Raw genomic sequence first — 16,794 nt, forward strand, 5'->3', positions numbered from 1 at the left:
TTTTATTATTCAGTCTGAAAGACCAAATTAAATTTCTGTGCCAGTTGTTGCAGGTCTTCCACCACGGCGCTTTGCAGCGGGATGCCGTTTTTTAACCGCTCTTCGGTCATTTCGCGTTCGGGGTCGCCGGGAATCAGCACTTTTTCTTCACCATCCACCACTTCGGCCTGGCGGAATGTACGGATCCAGTTGTCCATGTGTGCTTTAAATTCGTTGGCAGGGCGGAAGGCGTCAACCCGGAAGGCGCCCAGGAAATGGCCAATCCCATCGCCCACCGGGTTGGCCGGCGGTTCGAGGAAGGCCACAAAGGGCGGCACCCACGGGCCGTAATTGGCTCCCGACAAAACGGCCGAAAAAATATCGACCATGGCGCCCAGGCAGTAGCCCTTGTGTCCGCCATGCAGGCGGCTGCCACCCAACGGAAGCATCGACCCACCCTTTTTCAGGATAAACGCGTCGGTGGTTGGTCGGCCGTCTTTATCCTGTGCCCAGCCTAAAGGCGCATCTTCACCTTTGCGTTGCAATACTTCCAGTTTCCCGTTGGCCACCGTGGTTGTGGCCATATCAATCACAAAGGGAGGTTCTTCGAGCGCCGGAATGGCCACGGCAATGGGGTTGGTACCCAAAAAGCGGCTTTTCGAAAAGGTGGGCGAAACCAGCGGGCTGGCATTGGTCAGCGAAATGCCGATCATGTCTTCACTGAGCGCCATCATGGCATGGTAGCCTGCAATCCCGTAATGATTTGAGTTTTTTACGGCTACCCAGCCGCTACCCACATTGCGGGCCTTGCTCATGGCAATACGCATGGCTTCGGGGGCGGTCACCAGGCCCAGCCCCAGGTCGCCGTCGAGCACGGCGGTTGAGGGTGTTTCGTGGACGATCTTCATTTGAGGTGCGGCATTCAGCCTTTTCTTTTCCCACAGGCGGACATACCCGCTTAGGCGCGCTACTCCATGCGAATCAACTCCCCGCAGGTCTGCCTGGTTCAGGCAATCTGCCGCTTCTTCGGCCTGCCCTGCCGGGCAGCCCATCTGTTCAAAAACTTGTTTGGTAAATTCTTTTAAATAGGACGCTGAAACATTCATCTTACTACTTACTACGTATTACTTACTACTATTCCCTGACAATATCACGCGCTGAAGCCTGCGCTGCGGGCATGATCAAAATATCGTCGATGTTTACATGGGCAGGCCGCGAGAGCACAAAGTAAATACTTTCAGCTATGTCTTTTGCATCGAGCGGCGTAAAACCTTCATACACTTTACCGGCTTTTTCCCGGTCGCCTTTAAACCGTACCAGCGAAAATTCGGTTTCCACGGCGCCCGGGCTGATGGTGCTGACTTTGACGTGATGAGGAGCCAGTTCGATACGCATGGCTTTGCTGATGGCATTTACGGCGTGTTTGGTGCCGCAGTATACCGAGCCCATCGGGTATGCCTCTTTGCCGGCAATCGACGAAATGCTGATAATATGCCCTTGTTTCCGGGCAATCATCCATCCCGAGACTGTTTGCGAAACATAGAGCAGCCCTTTTACGTTGGTGTCGATCATCGTTTCCCAATCGTTTACATCGGCGTGGGCCACGGTATCGAGGCCGGCAGCCAGGCCCGCGTTGTTGATCAGCACATCAACGGCTTTCCATTGATCCGGAAGCGAGTTGAGCGCCTGGTCAACCTCCTGTTTCGAACGGATGTCGAAATTTAACAGATAAATTTCGGCGCCCTGCTGTTCCAGTTCTTTTTTCAGTTTTTCGAGCCGGTCCCGGCGGCGTCCGGTTAAAATCAGGGAGTAGTTATGTTGGGAGAGGATACGTGCTGTTTCCAGACCAATTCCGGCTGTTGCCCCGGTAATTAATGCAATTTTTTTGCTCATGGTTTCACATTTTATGGTTGAACGTACAAATTTAAATTCCCTTTTAGTATGGAAAAATCGACTACTTGACTATTTTTGTTTTCATTATTCAAGCTTTAAACGAAACGATATGGCCGAAGTGATTGAAAACAAAGAAGTCTTTTCGATTGAACAGATTGAAGAGCCCAAAGATATCCATGATATTGTTTTTAACCTAATGGTAAACCCAAATTTGGCGCCGGTTAATTATTTCAATGATTTTAGTGAACAAGGATTTGAGCTTGAAAACCTGGCCAATGATGACACCGACGACGCGGGCATTTTTACCACCGATAGCGGACAGGTGATGTCAATGACCACTCATGCATTTCATCACCACCTGGTAAACGACCCCAAAACGGCTACCGAGATCCTGATCAGCCGGGCAGCCCGCCGCATGGTTTGTTACGGGGCAAAACCACAGGCCGTCAGCGCTTTTTTATATCACATCAATATTGCCGATCCCAACGGACAGTTTATCGCCTCGGGAGCTAAAAAAGGGCTTGAAAATGCCAGCGCCAAATACGGCTTGAGGGTATCGGACCGCAAAATCCGTTTTGATTATTTTTCCGGTCACGGGCCGGTGTCGCCAACCATCATCATCAGTATGGTAGGAAGTGTTGACCATAAGGAAAAAGTGATTACCCATCAGCTAAAAACCAAAGGAAACAATATTTTCATGATCGGCCATTCGTACGATGATATTAATTTGTCGGAGTACCTGGAGTTTTATCACCAGGTTAACGATTCTCAACTGCCGGTTTTTGATATCGAGATCGAAGCGCGCCTGCACAGGGTCATGGCTGATTTGATAGACAAGGGGTTGATATCATCGGCAAGTCCTGTTGGAAAAGGCGGCTTGTTCTTTTCGTTGCTGCGGGCCGGTATGCCCGCAGGTTTAGGCTTCGATATCACAACCGATGCGGAAATCCGCCGGGACGCTTTCCTGTTTGGCGAATCGATGGGGCGCCTGATTGTGGGTGTTCCGAAAAAGAACGTCGACGATTTTGTAGATTATATGCGGACCACCAAACTGCCGTTCTTCACACTTGGCCATGTAACCAGGGGGGAAATCCGGATTGACGATGAATCATTCGGTTTTATTGATAAAATGATACCCAACGTTTAATGACAGTAGCTCCTTATCAGGATTCAGATAAAAATAAAAAACAGCAAGTCGAGCAGATGTTCGACCAGATTGCCCCCAAATATGATTTCCTGAATCATTTTCTGAGTTTGGGTATCGATAAGCTTTGGCGCAAAAAAGCCGTCCGGATTTTAAAAACCTTTAAACCGGAACAGGTGCTCGATGTGGCAACCGGTACGGGCGATTTTGCCATCGAAACCGCCAAAATCGGACCACGGGAAATTATTGGATTCGATCTGTCGGAACAAATGATCCGGGTGGGGGAAGCCAAAGTAAAACGGCTGAAACTGGATAAAATGATTCATTTCAGGAAAGGGGACTCCGAAAATATGCCCTTTAGCGACAGTTCGTTCGATGCCATTACCGTTGCTTTTGGCGTGCGGAATTTCGAGAACCTCGAAAAAGGGCTGGCTGAGTTCAGGCGGGTGTTGAAGCCAGGCGGGCTTGCCGTCATCCTGGAATTTTCGAAACCCAAATATTTCCCGTTTAAACAGTTTTACCGGTTTTATTTCTTTCGCATATTGCCGTTCATCGGAGGTTTGGTTTCGAAAGACGCTGCGGCCTACAGCTATTTGCCCGAGTCGGTCATGGCTTTCCCCGATGATCAGGATTTTTTGGAGATTCTGAAAAAAGCAGGCTTTTCAAGCGCCAGGCAGTGGCGCAGAACTTTTGGTATCGCCACCATCTACCTGGCTGAAAAATAAATGATGGATTTGTTGCTGAATCCAGACAATAATTTTGACATATTGTTGTTTTGAATTAAGATACAAACGGAAATCAGGTGAAAAAGCAAATTAGTACAGTATTGTTCATTTTTTTAAGTCTGCAAATATTTGCACAATTACCGCGTGTCAAAAATCTGACAACTTTTGATGATAAAAAGCTTCATTTCGGTTTCACCATCGGGATGAACATGATGGATTATCGCCTGGAGCATTGGTCGCCGATTGGCGCAAATCCCGCTTTTGTACAGAAAAACTGGGGCAATGCCGACGGACACGACATTGCGATGACGGATACAGTTCGCTCCGATATTCCCAAGCTGGTTCCCGGACTAACGGTGGCGATTGTGACCAATTTGCGTTTAGGCGAGTATTTCGACCTGCGTTTTTTACCGGGACTGTCGTTTGGCGAACGCCGGTTGGTTTATAATGTGCCGATTTACGATAATAATATTGGCGTGGAGCCCCTCGAAAATTATTCCATCAAGGCTACCTACATTGATTTGCCTGTCCTGGTGAAATATAAATCCAGCCGGTTGAATAACCAACGGCCGTATTTGATTGGCGGGGGAGCCATGCGTATCGATATCTCAAAAACCGGGGTTGAAGACCTGATCAGACCGGGAAAGGCCGATTTTTTTATCGAAGCCGGTGTCGGACTTGACAGTTACCTCCGTTTCTTCAGGTTCTCAACCGAATTGAAAGTGAGCCTTGGCTTGGCTAATTTAATTGGGAATAAGATACCCGACGAGACACAGCGCGCTTATTACACCTATGCCCTCAAAGAAATGACATCCCATATTTTTACGCTGAGTTTTCACTTTGAGTAAGCTGTTTTTTATCATTCATGAAAAAAGAACTTAATTTATCCCTTACTCCCAAACAGGCGTCTGATGAACAGTTCTATCGCCCCTTAGCCGCTTCGAAACTTGGAATAAATCCGGAAGAAATAACCGCGGTTGTTGTTCGTCGCCGGTCGATTGATGCCCGGCAGCGTCAAATCAAAATAAACCTGGGCATCATGGTGTATGTCGGTGAAGAACCCGGAGTTCAATCCACAACCTATCATTACGGTGACGTGGGTACAAAACCGCCGGTTGGAATTATTGGCTCCGGTCCGGCAGGTTTGTTTGCCGCATTGCGTTTGATTGAGCTGGGGTATAAACCGGTTATCTTTGAGCGGGGAAAGAATGTCAGCGACCGAAAACGGGATATTGCCAAAATCCACCGGGAACATTTAGTGAATCCGGATTCGAATTATGGCTTTGGCGAGGGCGGAGCCGGAACCTTTTCCGACGGGAAATTGTATACCCGTTCGAAAAAGCGCGGGAACGTTCAAAAGACACTCGACATTCTGGTTCAGTTTGGAGCAGACCCTCAAATTTTAATTGATGCGCATCCTCATATCGGCACCAACAAACTGCCGGGAGTGATCACCCGGATCAGGGAACAGATCCTGGCGTCGGGCGGCGAAATTCATTTTAACAGCCGTGTGACCGATCTCATCCTGAAAAATGATGCGTGTAAAGGCCTCGTTCTGGCCGATGGCAGCCGGTTCGATTGTGTTTCGGTCATTCTAGCGACCGGCCACTCGGCCCGCGATATTTACGAAATGCTTTACCGGAACGGCGTCAACCTCGAAGCAAAATCATTTGCGATGGGTGTCCGCGTGGAGCATCCCCAGGCGTTGATTGATACCATTCAATATCACCAGGACAGCAGAGGGCCGTATTTGCCTGCCGCGACCTACTCGTTCGCCGAACAGGTTAACGATCGCGGCGTGTACTCGTTTTGCATGTGCCCGGGAGGTTTTATCGTGCCCGCGGCTACTGCTCCCGGCGAGCTTGTGGTAAACGGCATGTCGCCATCACAACGAAATTCGCCTTTTGCCAATTCGGGTTTGGTGGTTGAAATTCGCCCCGAAGACCTGCGCGAGTTTGCCCATTTAGGGGTGTTTGCGGGCCTGGAGTTTCAGAAATCGGTAGAAAAGCTGTGTTATGAGCTGAACGGACATACCCAGTTTGCCCCGGCGCAGCGGTTGACCGATTTTGTTGCCGGGCGTAAATCGGCGAATCTGCCGGATTCGTCGTATAAACCGGGATTAATTTCGTCTGCATTACACGACAAACTGCCTAAGCGGATCTCAACCCGGCTGCGCGAAGGGATTCTGCAAATCGATCATAAGGCCCGGGGTTTTCACAGTGAAGAGGCCGTAGCCGTAGGCGTCGAGTCGCGAACATCTTCTCCTTTACGTATTCCGCGCGACGAAAATACCATGCAACATATCCGCATCGCCGGTTTGTATCCTTGCGGCGAAGGAGCCGGCTACGCCGGAGGAATCGCTTCGTCGGCCATCGACGGAGAGCGTTGTGCCGAGGCTCTGGTTCAGAACCTGAAAGCCTGATATTGGTTGACCCTTACCGTTTGAAACTATTCTTTCAATTGTTGTTCGTGGGCTATTTCAATCTTCTTCTGAATTCGGAGCAGCAAATAGCGGTTGCAATGGCCACGTTGAGCGATTCGCTGCTTTGCTGATGCGGGGGATAGGACGGAATGTGAATGCTTTCGCTGATCGTTTTGGCTACTTCGGACGAAATACCATTGCCTTCGTTTCCCATGACCAGGATGCCGTTTTTACTTAGCGGATGTTCGTAGATATTTTCACCTTCAAGAAAAGTTCCGTAAACAGGCAGGCCCGACTGAGCCGCCCGGGACAATGTTTGAGGCAGGTCGAGATAATGGACCTGTACCCGGAAAACGGCGCCCATGCCCGACTGAACCACTTTGGGATTATAACAGTCAACCGTGCTTTCGGAGCAAAGGATATGCTTAATCCCAAACCAGTCGGCGATACGCATGATGGTTCCCAGGTTGCCGGGGTCCTGAATGGAGTCGAGGGCGAGCGAAAATTCGTTGATCACGAAATCAGGCGAAAAACGATGCCCGGGCATTCTGACCACGGCCAGCGCTTCCTGTGGCGATTGCAGTAAACTGGCTTTTTTGATTTCTTCGGGAGATACTTCCAGTACCTCGTTTGCGGCCAGATGATCAATTTTGTTTTCTTTCAGGAAATCGGCTGTACCGCAAAGCAGTTCAATGGCATATCCAGACTTCAGCGCTTCGGCTACGAGCTTGTTTCCTTCGGCCAAAAAAACATTTTCGGCATCCCTGGTTTTTTTCCGGGCAAGCGAAAGAATAAATTTTATTTTATTTTTACTGAGCATGATAAGTTTCGGCAAACAATTTGTAAAAATAAAAAGCCTGAATGATTTGTTTGCTATGAGGAGCGCTTATTTTTGTGAAACAAACAGGTGATTCGATCCCGGGCAGCGGAATAATTGAAACAACGGGAGATTTAGCTGAAAATTTAGGGACAATTCTTTTATGAGAAAAAAATTGGTAAATACAGATGTGCGGTTGGCGCTTTTATTCATGGCAGCGGTTTTTGTCAGCGCATGTTCATCAACAAAGTATGTACCCGAGGGAAAATACTTGTTAAATAATGTCACGGTTCGTGCTGATCAAAAGCAAATCAGCAGGGAAGGTTTAAAGGGGCAGGTGAGGCAGGAAGGCAACCTCAAAATCATCGGCTTTTTGAAATTTCACCTGGCTATGTATAACTTGTCGTCCTCCAAAAAGGATGATGGTTGGTTAAAGCGTATTGGCGAAGCTCCGGTGATCTATGAAGAATGGCAGAAAGCCAAATCCATGGAACAGTTGTCCATTTATTTGCAGAACAAGGGGTTTTATGATGCTGTGATTATCGATTCCTTAACCTTTCATCCGAAAAAACCGAAGGTAAACCTGAGTTTTAACATCCAGGCCGGAGAACCTTACCGGGTACGGACCTATTTGTACCAGATTGACGATCCCCGGATCAGTCAGGTGATTCTGGCCGATACCAGCCGTCAGGTAGTGAAAAAGAATGATATTTTTGATGTAGATCAGTTAAATGCCGAACGGGAACGTTTAACCGTTTTGTTGAGAAACCGGGGGTATTATGGTTTTTCAAAAGACTTCATCCGGTTTGTCGCCGACAGCAGCTTAAACCGGAAACAGGTGGACCTGACGGTTGTTGTCTCCGATGCCGATTTGGCCGAGGTGTCCGATGTGTTAGTCCCTCACCGTAAGTTTGTGATCCGAAACTATCGGGTGAATCCGGATTATATTCCCCCGCAAGTTGCATTCACAAAAGAACTGGCAAAACCCGACACCATTTTTGAGCCGCCCTATACTTATTTTTACCGGGGAAACATGAAGTACAAACCGGAATTGTTTGAGCGGTTAAACCGGGTGAAGGACAGTACCTATTATTCGCTGCGAAATGTTGAAAAAACATTTCGCTCGCTGAATCAGCTGCAACAGTTTAAGGTGGTCAATCTTAATTTTGATGTCGTTGATTCGCTGGGGAATGATTCCATCGGGGTACTGGATTGTAATTTTTTGATGACCCCTTTGCAACGACAAGGATTTTCAGTTGATGTGGAAGGAACCAACTCATCGGGAAACCTGGGGGTGGCAGGCAATCTGAACTATCAGCACCGGAATCTCTTTCGCGGGGCGGAGATTATCAATGTGACCCTGAGAGGGGCTTTTGAACGTCAGCAGGCCGTTGTCAGCGACAGTCGGCTAAACTTCAATACGCGTGAATACGGACTGGAAAGTTCCCTGGTGCTCCCCAAGTTTTTAAGTCCGTTGGACGACCGGCATTTCTTTCATTACCAGGTGCCGCAAACGAGTTTTACACTGGGATATAATTATCAGAGACGTCCGGATTATACGCGGACCATTACCACGTTTAAATATGGTTACACCTGGAAAAGTAAGCCGTTCCGGACGAACTATTTGAATGTGGTTGATTTGAACTATGTTAATCTGTCGGAGTTTAACCCCGATTTTATCAATTCAATCGAAGATTTATACATCAAAAGCAGTTTCACCGATCACATGATCATGGCATTGAATTATACCCTGGTGGACAATACCCGCATTCTCGGGCTGAAGGATAACTATCACTATTTCAGGTGGTCATTCGAATCGTCGGGAAATCTGTTGTCGGCCTACACCCGGTTGATCGGGAAAAGCAAAGTGAAGGAGCAGGACCCGGTGACCCATGTCGAAACGGAATATTATAAAGTATTCGGGACCCGTTTTGCGCAGTACCTGAAAACCGATCTTGAATATCGTTATGGTTTTATGCTCGACAAAGCAAACTCCCTTGTCGGGCGTGCATTTCTCGGGATAGGCCTGCCTTACAGTAATTTTGACGTATTGCCGTTCGAGAAGAAGTATTTTACCGGAGGGGCCAATGGAATCAGGGCCTGGCAGGTCAGGACTTTGGGCCCGGGCACATATAAAGCGTCGGAAGACGCTTATCCGAATCAATCCGGAGATATCAAGCTGGAGGGCAACCTGGAATACCGTTATCCGCTTTTGGGATTACTCGAAGGCGCTTTTTTTCTGGACGCCGGAAATATCTGGGCCATCAATGACAAGGATAACCGGGAGGGGGCCCAGTTTAAGCTCGACCAATTCTACAAGCAAATGGCTATTGGCACCGGCACCGGATTCCGGTTCGACTTCACCTATTTTGTTTTCCGGTTTGATTTGGGCATGAAACTTCGCGATCCCTCGCTCGAACCGGGCAAACGTTTTATCATCGGGAACTATCCGATCAAAGCCGAACATTTTAGCCTGTCGTTTGCTATTGGTTATCCGTTCTGATGCATGAAAAAAGGATGACCACCGGCCATCCTTTTCAGTATGAGTTTTACCTGAAGTTAAGCTTGGTTAGCAGAACCAAGCACTTCGATGTTCTTGTGTTTGTATAATTTTTTCAATTCTTCGCGGGCTGGTCCCAGGTATTTACGCGGATCGAACTCGCCGGGCTGTTCCGTGAAGACTTTGCGGATAGCGGCAGTCATCGCCAAACGACCGTCAGAGTCGATGTTGATTTTACAAACAGCTGATTTAGCTGCACGACGTAACCATTCTTCAGGAATACCGACTGCATCTTTCATTTTACCACCCAATTCGTTGATGGCAGCAACATATTCCTGTGGAACTGAAGAAGAACCATGCAGTACGATCGGGAAACCGGGGATGCGTTTTTCGATTTCTTCCAGGATGTCGAAACGCAACATTGGCGGGATTAAAACGCCATCTTCGTTGCGGGTACACTGAGCCGGGGTAAATTTGTTGGCGCCGTGAGATGTACCAATTGAAATGGCCAGTGAGTCAACACCGGTTTTTTTCACGAAATCTTCTACTTCTTCCGGTTTGGTGTAGGATGAATGTTCAGCGACCACATCGTCTTCAACGCCGGCCAGCACGCCTAACTCGCCTTCAACCGTTACGCCGTGGGCGTGCGCGTATTCGACCACTTTTTTAGTCAATGCAACATTTTCTTCGTATGAGTGGTGTGAACCGTCGATCATGACTGAAGAGAATCCGTTGTCGATACAGTCTTTGCAAAGCTCAAAGGTATCACCGTGGTCGAGATGTAAAACGATTGGAATTTCGCAACCCAGTTCTTTTACATATTCAACAGCTCCGCGGGCCATATTACGCAACAAAGTAGCGTTGGCATATTTACGTGCGCCTGAAGATACTTGCAGAATTACAGGAGATTTTGTTTCAACACAAGCCTGAAGAATAGCTTGCATTTGTTCCATGTTATTGAAGTTGTATGCAGGAATTGCATATCCGCCGTCAACAGCTTTTTTGAAAAGCTCTTTTGTGTTAACAAGCCCTAAGTCTTTATAACTAACTGCCATTTGATTAAAAATTAGTTGATAATAATGCTTAAAAGTCGGTTTTTTTAGGTTTTCCAGTCAGATGTTGGAGGTGCAACTTCACCATTTTCAATCCTTTTGGTAAAACCGCGACAATATTAGGAATAAATCAGCACTTGCAGGCACATTCGGCGGGTGGAGTTTTTTATTTTAAAAAAACCTTAACACATTGTGTGAACAATTTGTCCTCTTGCCAGTTTTTTTGGTGTAGTTGATTACTAAAAATGATTTACAACAATGGGAAAAATTTCTGATAAAATTAAGGTTGGGGTCGTTACCGGCTCTGACTTGCAGTTGCTTTTTAAGATTGCAAAAGAAGATCAATTCGCTATGCCGGCTGTTAATGTGGTGAATTCGAGCTCGGTGAATGCCGTTTTGGAGGCAGCTAAACTGGCCGGTTCGCCTGCCATTATTCAATTTTCGAACGGGGGAGCCCAGTTTTATGCCGGGAAAGGATTGAAAATGGAGGGGCAGGGGGCCCAGATTGCGGGTGCAGTAGCCGGTGCAAAATATATTCATCAGATGGCTGAGTTGTATGGCGTGCGTATTGTTTTACATACCGACCATGCTGCAAAAAAACTACTGCCCTGGATTGACGGATTACTGGATGCCGGCGAAAAACATTTTGCAGAAACCGGGAAACCGCTGTTTTCATCTCACATGCTCGACCTGTCGGAAGAACCAATCGGGGAGAATATTGAGATCTGCAAAAAATACCTGGAGCGTATGAACAAAATCGGGATGACGCTCGAAATTGAATTGGGAGTTACCGGCGGCGAAGAAGATGGCGTGGATAATACCAGCGTGGACAATTCGCTGCTTTACACGCAGCCCGAAGAGGTGGCTTACGCGTATGAAGAATTGCTGAAAATCAGCCCGAGCTTTACCATTGCCGCTTCATTCGGGAACGTGCATGGCGTTTACAAACCGGGCAACGTGAAACTGACTCCGAAAATCCTGGATGCGTCTCAAAAGTATATCGCCGAAAAATACAAAACAGCCGATGCAAAACCGGTGAACTTTGTGTTTCACGGCGGATCCGGCTCCACCGTGGCAGAAATCAGGGAAGCGATTTCTTACGGAGTGATTAAAATGAATATCGACACCGATACCCAGTGGGCCTATTGGGATGGGGTACGTGCTTATGAAGCTGCTAATCGTTCGTATCTTCAGGGACAAATTGGCAACCCGGAAGGAGAAGATAAACCGAACAAGAAATTTTACGATCCAAGGGTTTGGGTTCGTAAAGGAGAAGAATCGATGATTGCACGGTTAACATCAGCCTTTGAGGACCTGAATTGTATCGGAAGAAATTAAATACGTAATATTTTTGGTAAAAGCCCTTTTGTTGAAGAGGGCTTTTTTTATTTTTAGCCCCGGAAAAATACGTTTGCTTTTTCGTCGGACGTTTAAAGCTGATTTTTGTAAAAGAAAAACTGGAGATTTAACGATATGTCAGGAACACCAGCGGGCAGGGATTCATTTGGAAGTAAATTTGGCGTGATTGCTGCAACTGCAGGATCGGCCATCGGGTTGGGAAACATTTGGCGATTCCCTTATGTCGCGGGCGAAAACGGGGGAGGAGCTTTTCTGATTGTCTACCTTGCCTTTATTTTGGCAATCGGTATCCCGGTCATGTTGTCCGAATTTATTATTGGCCGGAGCTCGCAACGAAATGCCTTTGGCGCGTTTAAGCGCCTGGCCCCGGGCAAACCCTGGTATTTGGTCGGACTTATGGGCGTTGTGGCTGCATTTATGATCCTGGCTTTTTACACAGCCGTTGCCGGATGGACGCTGGAATACATTTACCAGTCGCTGACCAACGGTTTTTCAGGAAAGTCGTCAACCGAACTGGCTGATATGTTTATCGATTTCAGAAGCAGCAACTGGCGCCCATTGATCTGGTTTCTGGTATTTATGGCATTAACGGCCGGAATTATTGTGGCCGGAGTTAAAAACGGCATTGAAAAATATACTAAAATTCTGATGCCGCTCCTGCTAATCATTCTGATCATCTTGTGCGTCCGTTCATTAACCCTTCCGGACGCGGGAAGCGGCTTGTCATTTTTGTTTAAGCCCGATTTTTCAAAAATAACCACAACGTCTATGCTCGAAGCCTTGGGACAGGCGTTCTTTTCGCTAAGTATCGGGATGGGCACTTTAATTACCTATGCTTCCTATATTCAGAAAAAGGAAAACCTCGGAACAACGGCCGTTTCGGTTGCATTGGCCGATACCATTATTGCAGTTCTCGCGGGGGTTGCCATTTTTCCTGCCGTATTTGCTTTCGGCATAGAACCGGGTTCAGGCGAAGGGCTGGTGTATATCACCTTACCGGTTATTTTCCAGCAAATGGCGGGAGGCTACATCTTTTCGCTCATGTTTTTCCTTTTACTGGGCGTTGCTGCGCTTACATCAACCATTTCTGTGTTGGAAGTGATTGTGGCTTATTTTGTTGAAGAACTGAAAATGACCCGAAAAAAAGCAACCTGGATTGCTACGGTGTCGGTTTCGGTTTTGGGTGTGATGTGCGCGTTGTCGTGGGGAGTCATGGAAGATATTCAGATTTTCGGGATGAACGTGTTCGGCTTGCTGAACTTTACTTCTGCAAATATCCTGTTGCCCTTGGGCGGTTTATTGATTGTTATTTTTGTCGGTTGGTTCCTGGGAGCACAAAAAGCCCGGCTTGAGATGTCAAACGAGGGAAAACTCAGGCTCAGGTATTTTCCGGCGTTTATTTTTATTGTGAAACTGGTGGCCCCGCTGGCAATTGCTCTTGTTTTTCTGCAACAAATAGGCTTACTCGGACTTTAGCGGCAGATTCTGAAATGGGTTTGAAGATCATTCAAACAAAAATACGGGTTAACAGGTGTTTCCGAAACAGGAATTTATTTGTATTTTGCATATGCAAATACCTGTTAAGTGAAATTAAGTCAAGTCATTCGCGAATACTTTACATTTAACAGGGCCGAACGGGTTGCCCTGGTTGTTTTAATCATTCTGATCGGTTTTTTCCTGATCGCCAATCAGGTGATTTTTTACTTCGAGAAACCAGGTGTAGCCGATCAGGAGCAATTCGAACGTTTTCTGGCTGAATGGGCGAAAACCAAAGAACTGCCGTCGTCTGAATCCGAATTGTTTCCGTTCGACCCGAATACTATCGATTCATTAACCCTGGCACGACTGAATTTGCCGGCTTCGGTAAAGCGGAACCTTCTTCGTTACCGCAGTTCCGGCGGCCGCATTAAAACAAAAGAGCAATTCCGGAAAATTTACGGGATGACCGATTCCGTTTACGATGCAGTCGCCGGATTGATCAGCCTGCATACCGAAGAATTTGTTTTGCCTGAAAAATCTGCTGTACCGCTGGTTATGAGAAGAGAGATGGCGGTCGACGAAGCTATTCAGCAGGAAGAGCAGGCCGGCGTTTTTATCCCGGAAATGATTGAAATTAACCAGGCGACAGCGGAAGATTTGAAACGGATCAGGGGGATTGGCGATGTTTTGTCAGCGCGTATCGTGAAATACCGCGACTTGCTTGGCGGTTTTTACAGCCTCGATCAGTTGGGCGAGGTGTACGGGCTTAAACCGGAAATGCTTAGTCAGCTAAAGATGGAGTTGACCATTGGAGGGCAGCCGGTGAAACAGATCAATATCAACTTTGCTGATCTGGACGAATTGGCGGCTCATCCCTATTTGAGGAGAGAAAATGCCGCTAAAGTGATGTCTTATAAAACCAGGAACGGGTTTATCTCCGATAAAATAATTTTATTGGAAGATTCAGTGCTAACAGCTGAAATATACCGGAAAATTTCGCCATATTTAAAAACCAAAAACTGATTTTTTTTGTTCTTTATTAGCAGGTCTTTGGGCAGGTTTGATATTTAGATTCTAAATTTGTTGTGATATATTTGATTGATAAAATAGAATTCATAAATTTGCGGCTCAAAAAATTAACAGACAAAAATTAAAACAATGATCGTTATTCCGGTAAAAGAAGGCGAAAATATCGAAAGAGCCCTTAAGAGATTCAAAAGAAAGTTTGAGAAGACAGGTGTAATCAAAGAATTACGCGAGAGACAGGCTTTTACAAAACCTTCAGTGACAAGAAGAGCTGAAGTGAAGAAAGCTATCTATATTCAGGGAATGCAGCGTCAGGACGACTAGATTTGATGTAGTCTGGTTCCTGGTTGCTTTAATCAAGGGTATATGTCCTATCAGGAATCATTTCTGAAATATTTACGGTTCGAGAAAAGATGTTCGGACCATACGGTTGTCGCTTATAAAAAAGACCTCGATCAGTTCGAAGAATTCCTATTCAGGACGGTTGGGGATTTTGACATTTTAAAGGTGAACAGCAAAATGGTCAGAAACTGGATTGTCTCGTTAATGGAAGATGGTCAGGCAGCCAAAACAGTAACGCGAAAGGTAACGGCATTGAAATCGTTTTATAAATTCCTGTTGCGTCAGGAATTGATCGAAGCAACGCCTCTCAGTACGGTTATTACCCCTAAATTACCTAAAAAACTTCCGTATTTTGTTGACGAGAACAGTTTACATAGACTATTGGACAACGGTTATTTCGGGAAAGATTTTACGGGTATCCGCGACAAATTGGTGATCAGCCTTTTTTACGGAACCGGGATGCGACTATCTGAACTCGTCCGGTTAAAAGATCAGGATATTCTGCAACATGAAACTTTGATTCGTGTTTTGGGTAAAAATAACAAAGAACGAATTATTCCTTACCCAAGAAGCATGAATCCGTTAATAGATGAATATGTTACGATCCGTAACGCGGAATTTGGGGATAGCAGTTCCTGTGTATTTGTCACATCAAAAGGCAAACCGGTATACCATAAACTAATTTACCGCATTGTAAAAAACAGCCTTTCATGGGTAACTCCCCTGGAAAAGAAAAGTCCGCATGTTTTGAGACATACGTTTGCGACTCACCTGCTCGATCGGGGAGCCGATTTGAACGCAGTCAAAGAACTATTGGGACACAGTAATCTGGCAGCTACTCAGATTTACACCCACACATCTACAGAAAAATTACAACGCATTTACAAACAAGCTCATCCGAGAGCTTAAACAAAAGGAGGAAAAGTTATGAATATTAATGTTAATGCCATCCATTTTGTAGCAGATCAAAAATTAGTTGATTTTGCCGTAAAAAAAACAAGTAAGCTGGACACTTTTTTTGACGGGATTATTTCAGCTGAAATCATGTTGAAGGTGTTGAAACCCGAAACTGCCAATAATAAAATTGCCGAAATAAAAATATCGATTCCTACCTCCGATTATCTGTTTGCCAAAAAACAGGCGGATACTTTTGAAGAAGCTATTGACCTTTCTATTGATGCTTTACGCAAACAACTTTCCAAATTTAAAGAGAAGCTGAAGGAAAAATAATTTCAAAAAAAGCGGCCGGATTTGTGAATTAATTGAAAATATTTATACATTTGCAAACCATTTTTGAATAAGGCCTCTGAGCGACCAGGACGAAAAAACGGGACACCCCAGTAAACAAACGAAAGTGCTGATTTGCCGGGGTTTTGATACGAAAATGGGTTTTGTTAATGTTGTTGCCGGATTAGCTCAGTTGGCCAGAGCACGTGATTTGTAATCTCGGGGTCCTCAGTTCGAATCTGAGATCCGGCTCACCAAAGAAGGTTGGAAGATTGGAAGGGTAGAATGTCAGAAAGCATTTTGCCGGGGAATTTTCCAGGAAAGTTCTGAAAAATGTTTAAGAATTACGAAGTAAGATCGGAGAGATTATCTAATCCTCTTGCATTATAACCTTCTGATATTCTGCATAAAGGGGAGATACCAAAGTGGCCAACTGGGGCAGACTGTAAATCTGCTGGCTCATGCCTTCGTAGGTTCGAATCCTGCTCTCCCCACAAAACAGTTTTGTAGTTTAAAGTTTTCAGTTTTGAGTTGTTCAACTTGAAACTTTTAACTCGAAACTTGGAACTGAATCGCGGGAGTAGCTCAGTCGATAGAGCATTAGCCTTCCAAGCTAAGGGTCGCGGGTTTGAATCCCGTCTCCCGCTCTTTGAAATGATGATTGATAATTGATTAATGATGATTGTGGTTCTTCAATCATAAATCGTTAATTATAAGTCATAAATTGTTTAGGCCGTGGTAGCTCAGGGGTAGAGCGCATCCTTGGTAAGGATGAGGTCGTGAGTTCAATTCTCATCCTCGGCTCAGATTAAAATTAAATAAAATTTAA

General features: G+C 46.0%; 15 protein-coding genes and 4 tRNA genes. 15 read left to right on the top strand and 4 right to left on the bottom strand.

What is annotated here, in order from left to right:
• Positions 1-5 precede the first annotated feature (5 nt).
• Positions 6-1,085: an Ldh family oxidoreductase gene (locus AC6H3C_RS06030; RefSeq protein ID WP_497519783.1), complete on the bottom strand. Its 1,080-nt coding sequence runs from the start codon at positions 1,083-1,085 to the stop codon at positions 6-8.
• A 28-nt stretch (positions 1,086-1,113) separates the two neighbouring features.
• Positions 1,114-1,872 (bottom strand): SDR family NAD(P)-dependent oxidoreductase, encoded by a 759-nt coding sequence (locus AC6H3C_RS06035; RefSeq protein ID WP_497519784.1) that lies wholly within the window; start codon positions 1,870-1,872, stop codon positions 1,114-1,116.
• A 109-nt stretch (positions 1,873-1,981) separates the two neighbouring features.
• On the opposite strand from AC6H3C_RS06035, the gene AC6H3C_RS06040 reads away from it, so the two are divergent.
• The 4 genes from AC6H3C_RS06040 (at position 1,982) to AC6H3C_RS06055 (ending at position 6,163) form a co-directional block, all read left to right on the top strand.
• Positions 1,982-3,019, top strand: coding sequence for an AIR synthase-related protein (locus AC6H3C_RS06040; protein ID WP_497519786.1), 1,038 nt, complete (start codon positions 1,982-1,984; stop codon positions 3,017-3,019).
• Positions 3,019-3,741 (top strand): bifunctional demethylmenaquinone methyltransferase/2-methoxy-6-polyprenyl-1,4-benzoquinol methylase UbiE, encoded by a 723-nt coding sequence (ubiE, locus tag AC6H3C_RS06045; protein ID WP_497519787.1) that lies wholly within the window; start codon positions 3,019-3,021, stop codon positions 3,739-3,741. Before AC6H3C_RS06040 ends, ubiE begins: the two co-directional genes overlap by 1 nt.
• A gap of 77 nt (positions 3,742-3,818) precedes the next feature.
• Positions 3,819-4,589: a type IX secretion/gliding motility protein PorT/SprT gene (gene porT, locus AC6H3C_RS06050; protein WP_497519789.1), complete on the top strand. Its 771-nt coding sequence runs from the start codon at positions 3,819-3,821 to the stop codon at positions 4,587-4,589.
• A 17-nt stretch (positions 4,590-4,606) separates the two neighbouring features.
• Complete coding sequence (locus AC6H3C_RS06055) at positions 4,607-6,163, top strand: NAD(P)/FAD-dependent oxidoreductase (protein WP_497519791.1); 1,557 nt, start codon at positions 4,607-4,609, stop codon at positions 6,161-6,163.
• 52 nt (positions 6,164-6,215) lie between these two features.
• On the opposite strand, the gene AC6H3C_RS06060 is transcribed toward AC6H3C_RS06055, so the two are convergent.
• Positions 6,216-6,983 (bottom strand): TrmH family RNA methyltransferase, encoded by a 768-nt coding sequence (locus tag AC6H3C_RS06060; RefSeq protein ID WP_497519792.1) that lies wholly within the window; start codon positions 6,981-6,983, stop codon positions 6,216-6,218.
• A 160-nt stretch (positions 6,984-7,143) separates the two neighbouring features.
• Between AC6H3C_RS06060 and tamL the strand changes: the two genes are divergently transcribed.
• A complete protein-coding gene (gene tamL, locus AC6H3C_RS06065) occupies positions 7,144-9,483 on the top strand; it encodes a translocation and assembly module lipoprotein TamL (RefSeq protein ID WP_497519794.1) in 2,340 nt (779 codons plus the stop codon).
• A 56-nt stretch (positions 9,484-9,539) separates the two neighbouring features.
• Here the strand turns inward: tamL and AC6H3C_RS06070 are convergent, their stop codons facing one another.
• Positions 9,540-10,535 (bottom strand): class II fructose-bisphosphate aldolase, encoded by a 996-nt coding sequence (locus AC6H3C_RS06070; protein ID WP_497519795.1) that lies wholly within the window; start codon positions 10,533-10,535, stop codon positions 9,540-9,542.
• A gap of 255 nt (positions 10,536-10,790) precedes the next feature.
• Here AC6H3C_RS06070 and fbaA point away from each other — a divergent pair, with 255 nt between their 5' ends.
• The 10 genes from fbaA to AC6H3C_RS06120 all read left to right on the top strand — a co-directional run bounded on the left by fbaA (position 10,791) and on the right by AC6H3C_RS06120 (position 16,769).
• A complete protein-coding gene (fbaA, locus tag AC6H3C_RS06075; RefSeq protein ID WP_497519797.1) occupies positions 10,791-11,870 on the top strand; it encodes a class II fructose-bisphosphate aldolase in 1,080 nt (359 codons plus the stop codon).
• 135 nt (positions 11,871-12,005) lie between these two features.
• Positions 12,006-13,367: a sodium-dependent transporter gene (locus AC6H3C_RS06080; protein ID WP_497519799.1), complete on the top strand. Its 1,362-nt coding sequence runs from the start codon at positions 12,006-12,008 to the stop codon at positions 13,365-13,367.
• Positions 13,368-13,475: 108 nt separating this feature from the next.
• Positions 13,476-14,393 carry a helix-hairpin-helix domain-containing protein gene (locus AC6H3C_RS06085; RefSeq protein ID WP_497519800.1) on the top strand — a complete coding sequence of 306 codons (918 nt, stop codon included), beginning with the start codon at positions 13,476-13,478 and terminating at the stop codon, positions 14,391-14,393.
• A gap of 135 nt (positions 14,394-14,528) precedes the next feature.
• Positions 14,529-14,720 carry a 30S ribosomal protein S21 gene (rpsU, locus tag AC6H3C_RS06090; protein WP_497519801.1) on the top strand — a complete coding sequence of 64 codons (192 nt, stop codon included), beginning with the start codon at positions 14,529-14,531 and terminating at the stop codon, positions 14,718-14,720.
• Between the two features lie 42 nt (positions 14,721-14,762).
• Positions 14,763-15,647: a tyrosine-type recombinase/integrase gene (locus AC6H3C_RS06095; RefSeq protein WP_497519802.1), complete on the top strand. Its 885-nt coding sequence runs from the start codon at positions 14,763-14,765 to the stop codon at positions 15,645-15,647.
• An 18-nt stretch (positions 15,648-15,665) separates the two neighbouring features.
• Positions 15,666-15,968, top strand: a complete 303-nt coding sequence (locus AC6H3C_RS06100; protein WP_497519803.1) for an HPF/RaiA family ribosome-associated protein — start codon at positions 15,666-15,668, stop codon at positions 15,966-15,968.
• A 175-nt stretch (positions 15,969-16,143) separates the two neighbouring features.
• Positions 16,144-16,217, top strand: a tRNA-Thr gene (locus AC6H3C_RS06105).
• A 159-nt stretch (positions 16,218-16,376) separates the two neighbouring features.
• Positions 16,377-16,459: transfer RNA gene (locus tag AC6H3C_RS06110), tRNA-Tyr, on the top strand.
• 80 nt (positions 16,460-16,539) lie between these two features.
• Positions 16,540-16,612, top strand: a tRNA-Gly gene (locus AC6H3C_RS06115).
• Between the two features lie 85 nt (positions 16,613-16,697).
• A tRNA-Thr gene (locus AC6H3C_RS06120) sits at positions 16,698-16,769 on the top strand.
• The last annotated feature ends 25 nt before the right edge of the window (positions 16,770-16,794 follow it).

The organism is Gaoshiqia sp. US2, assembly GCF_059705485.1.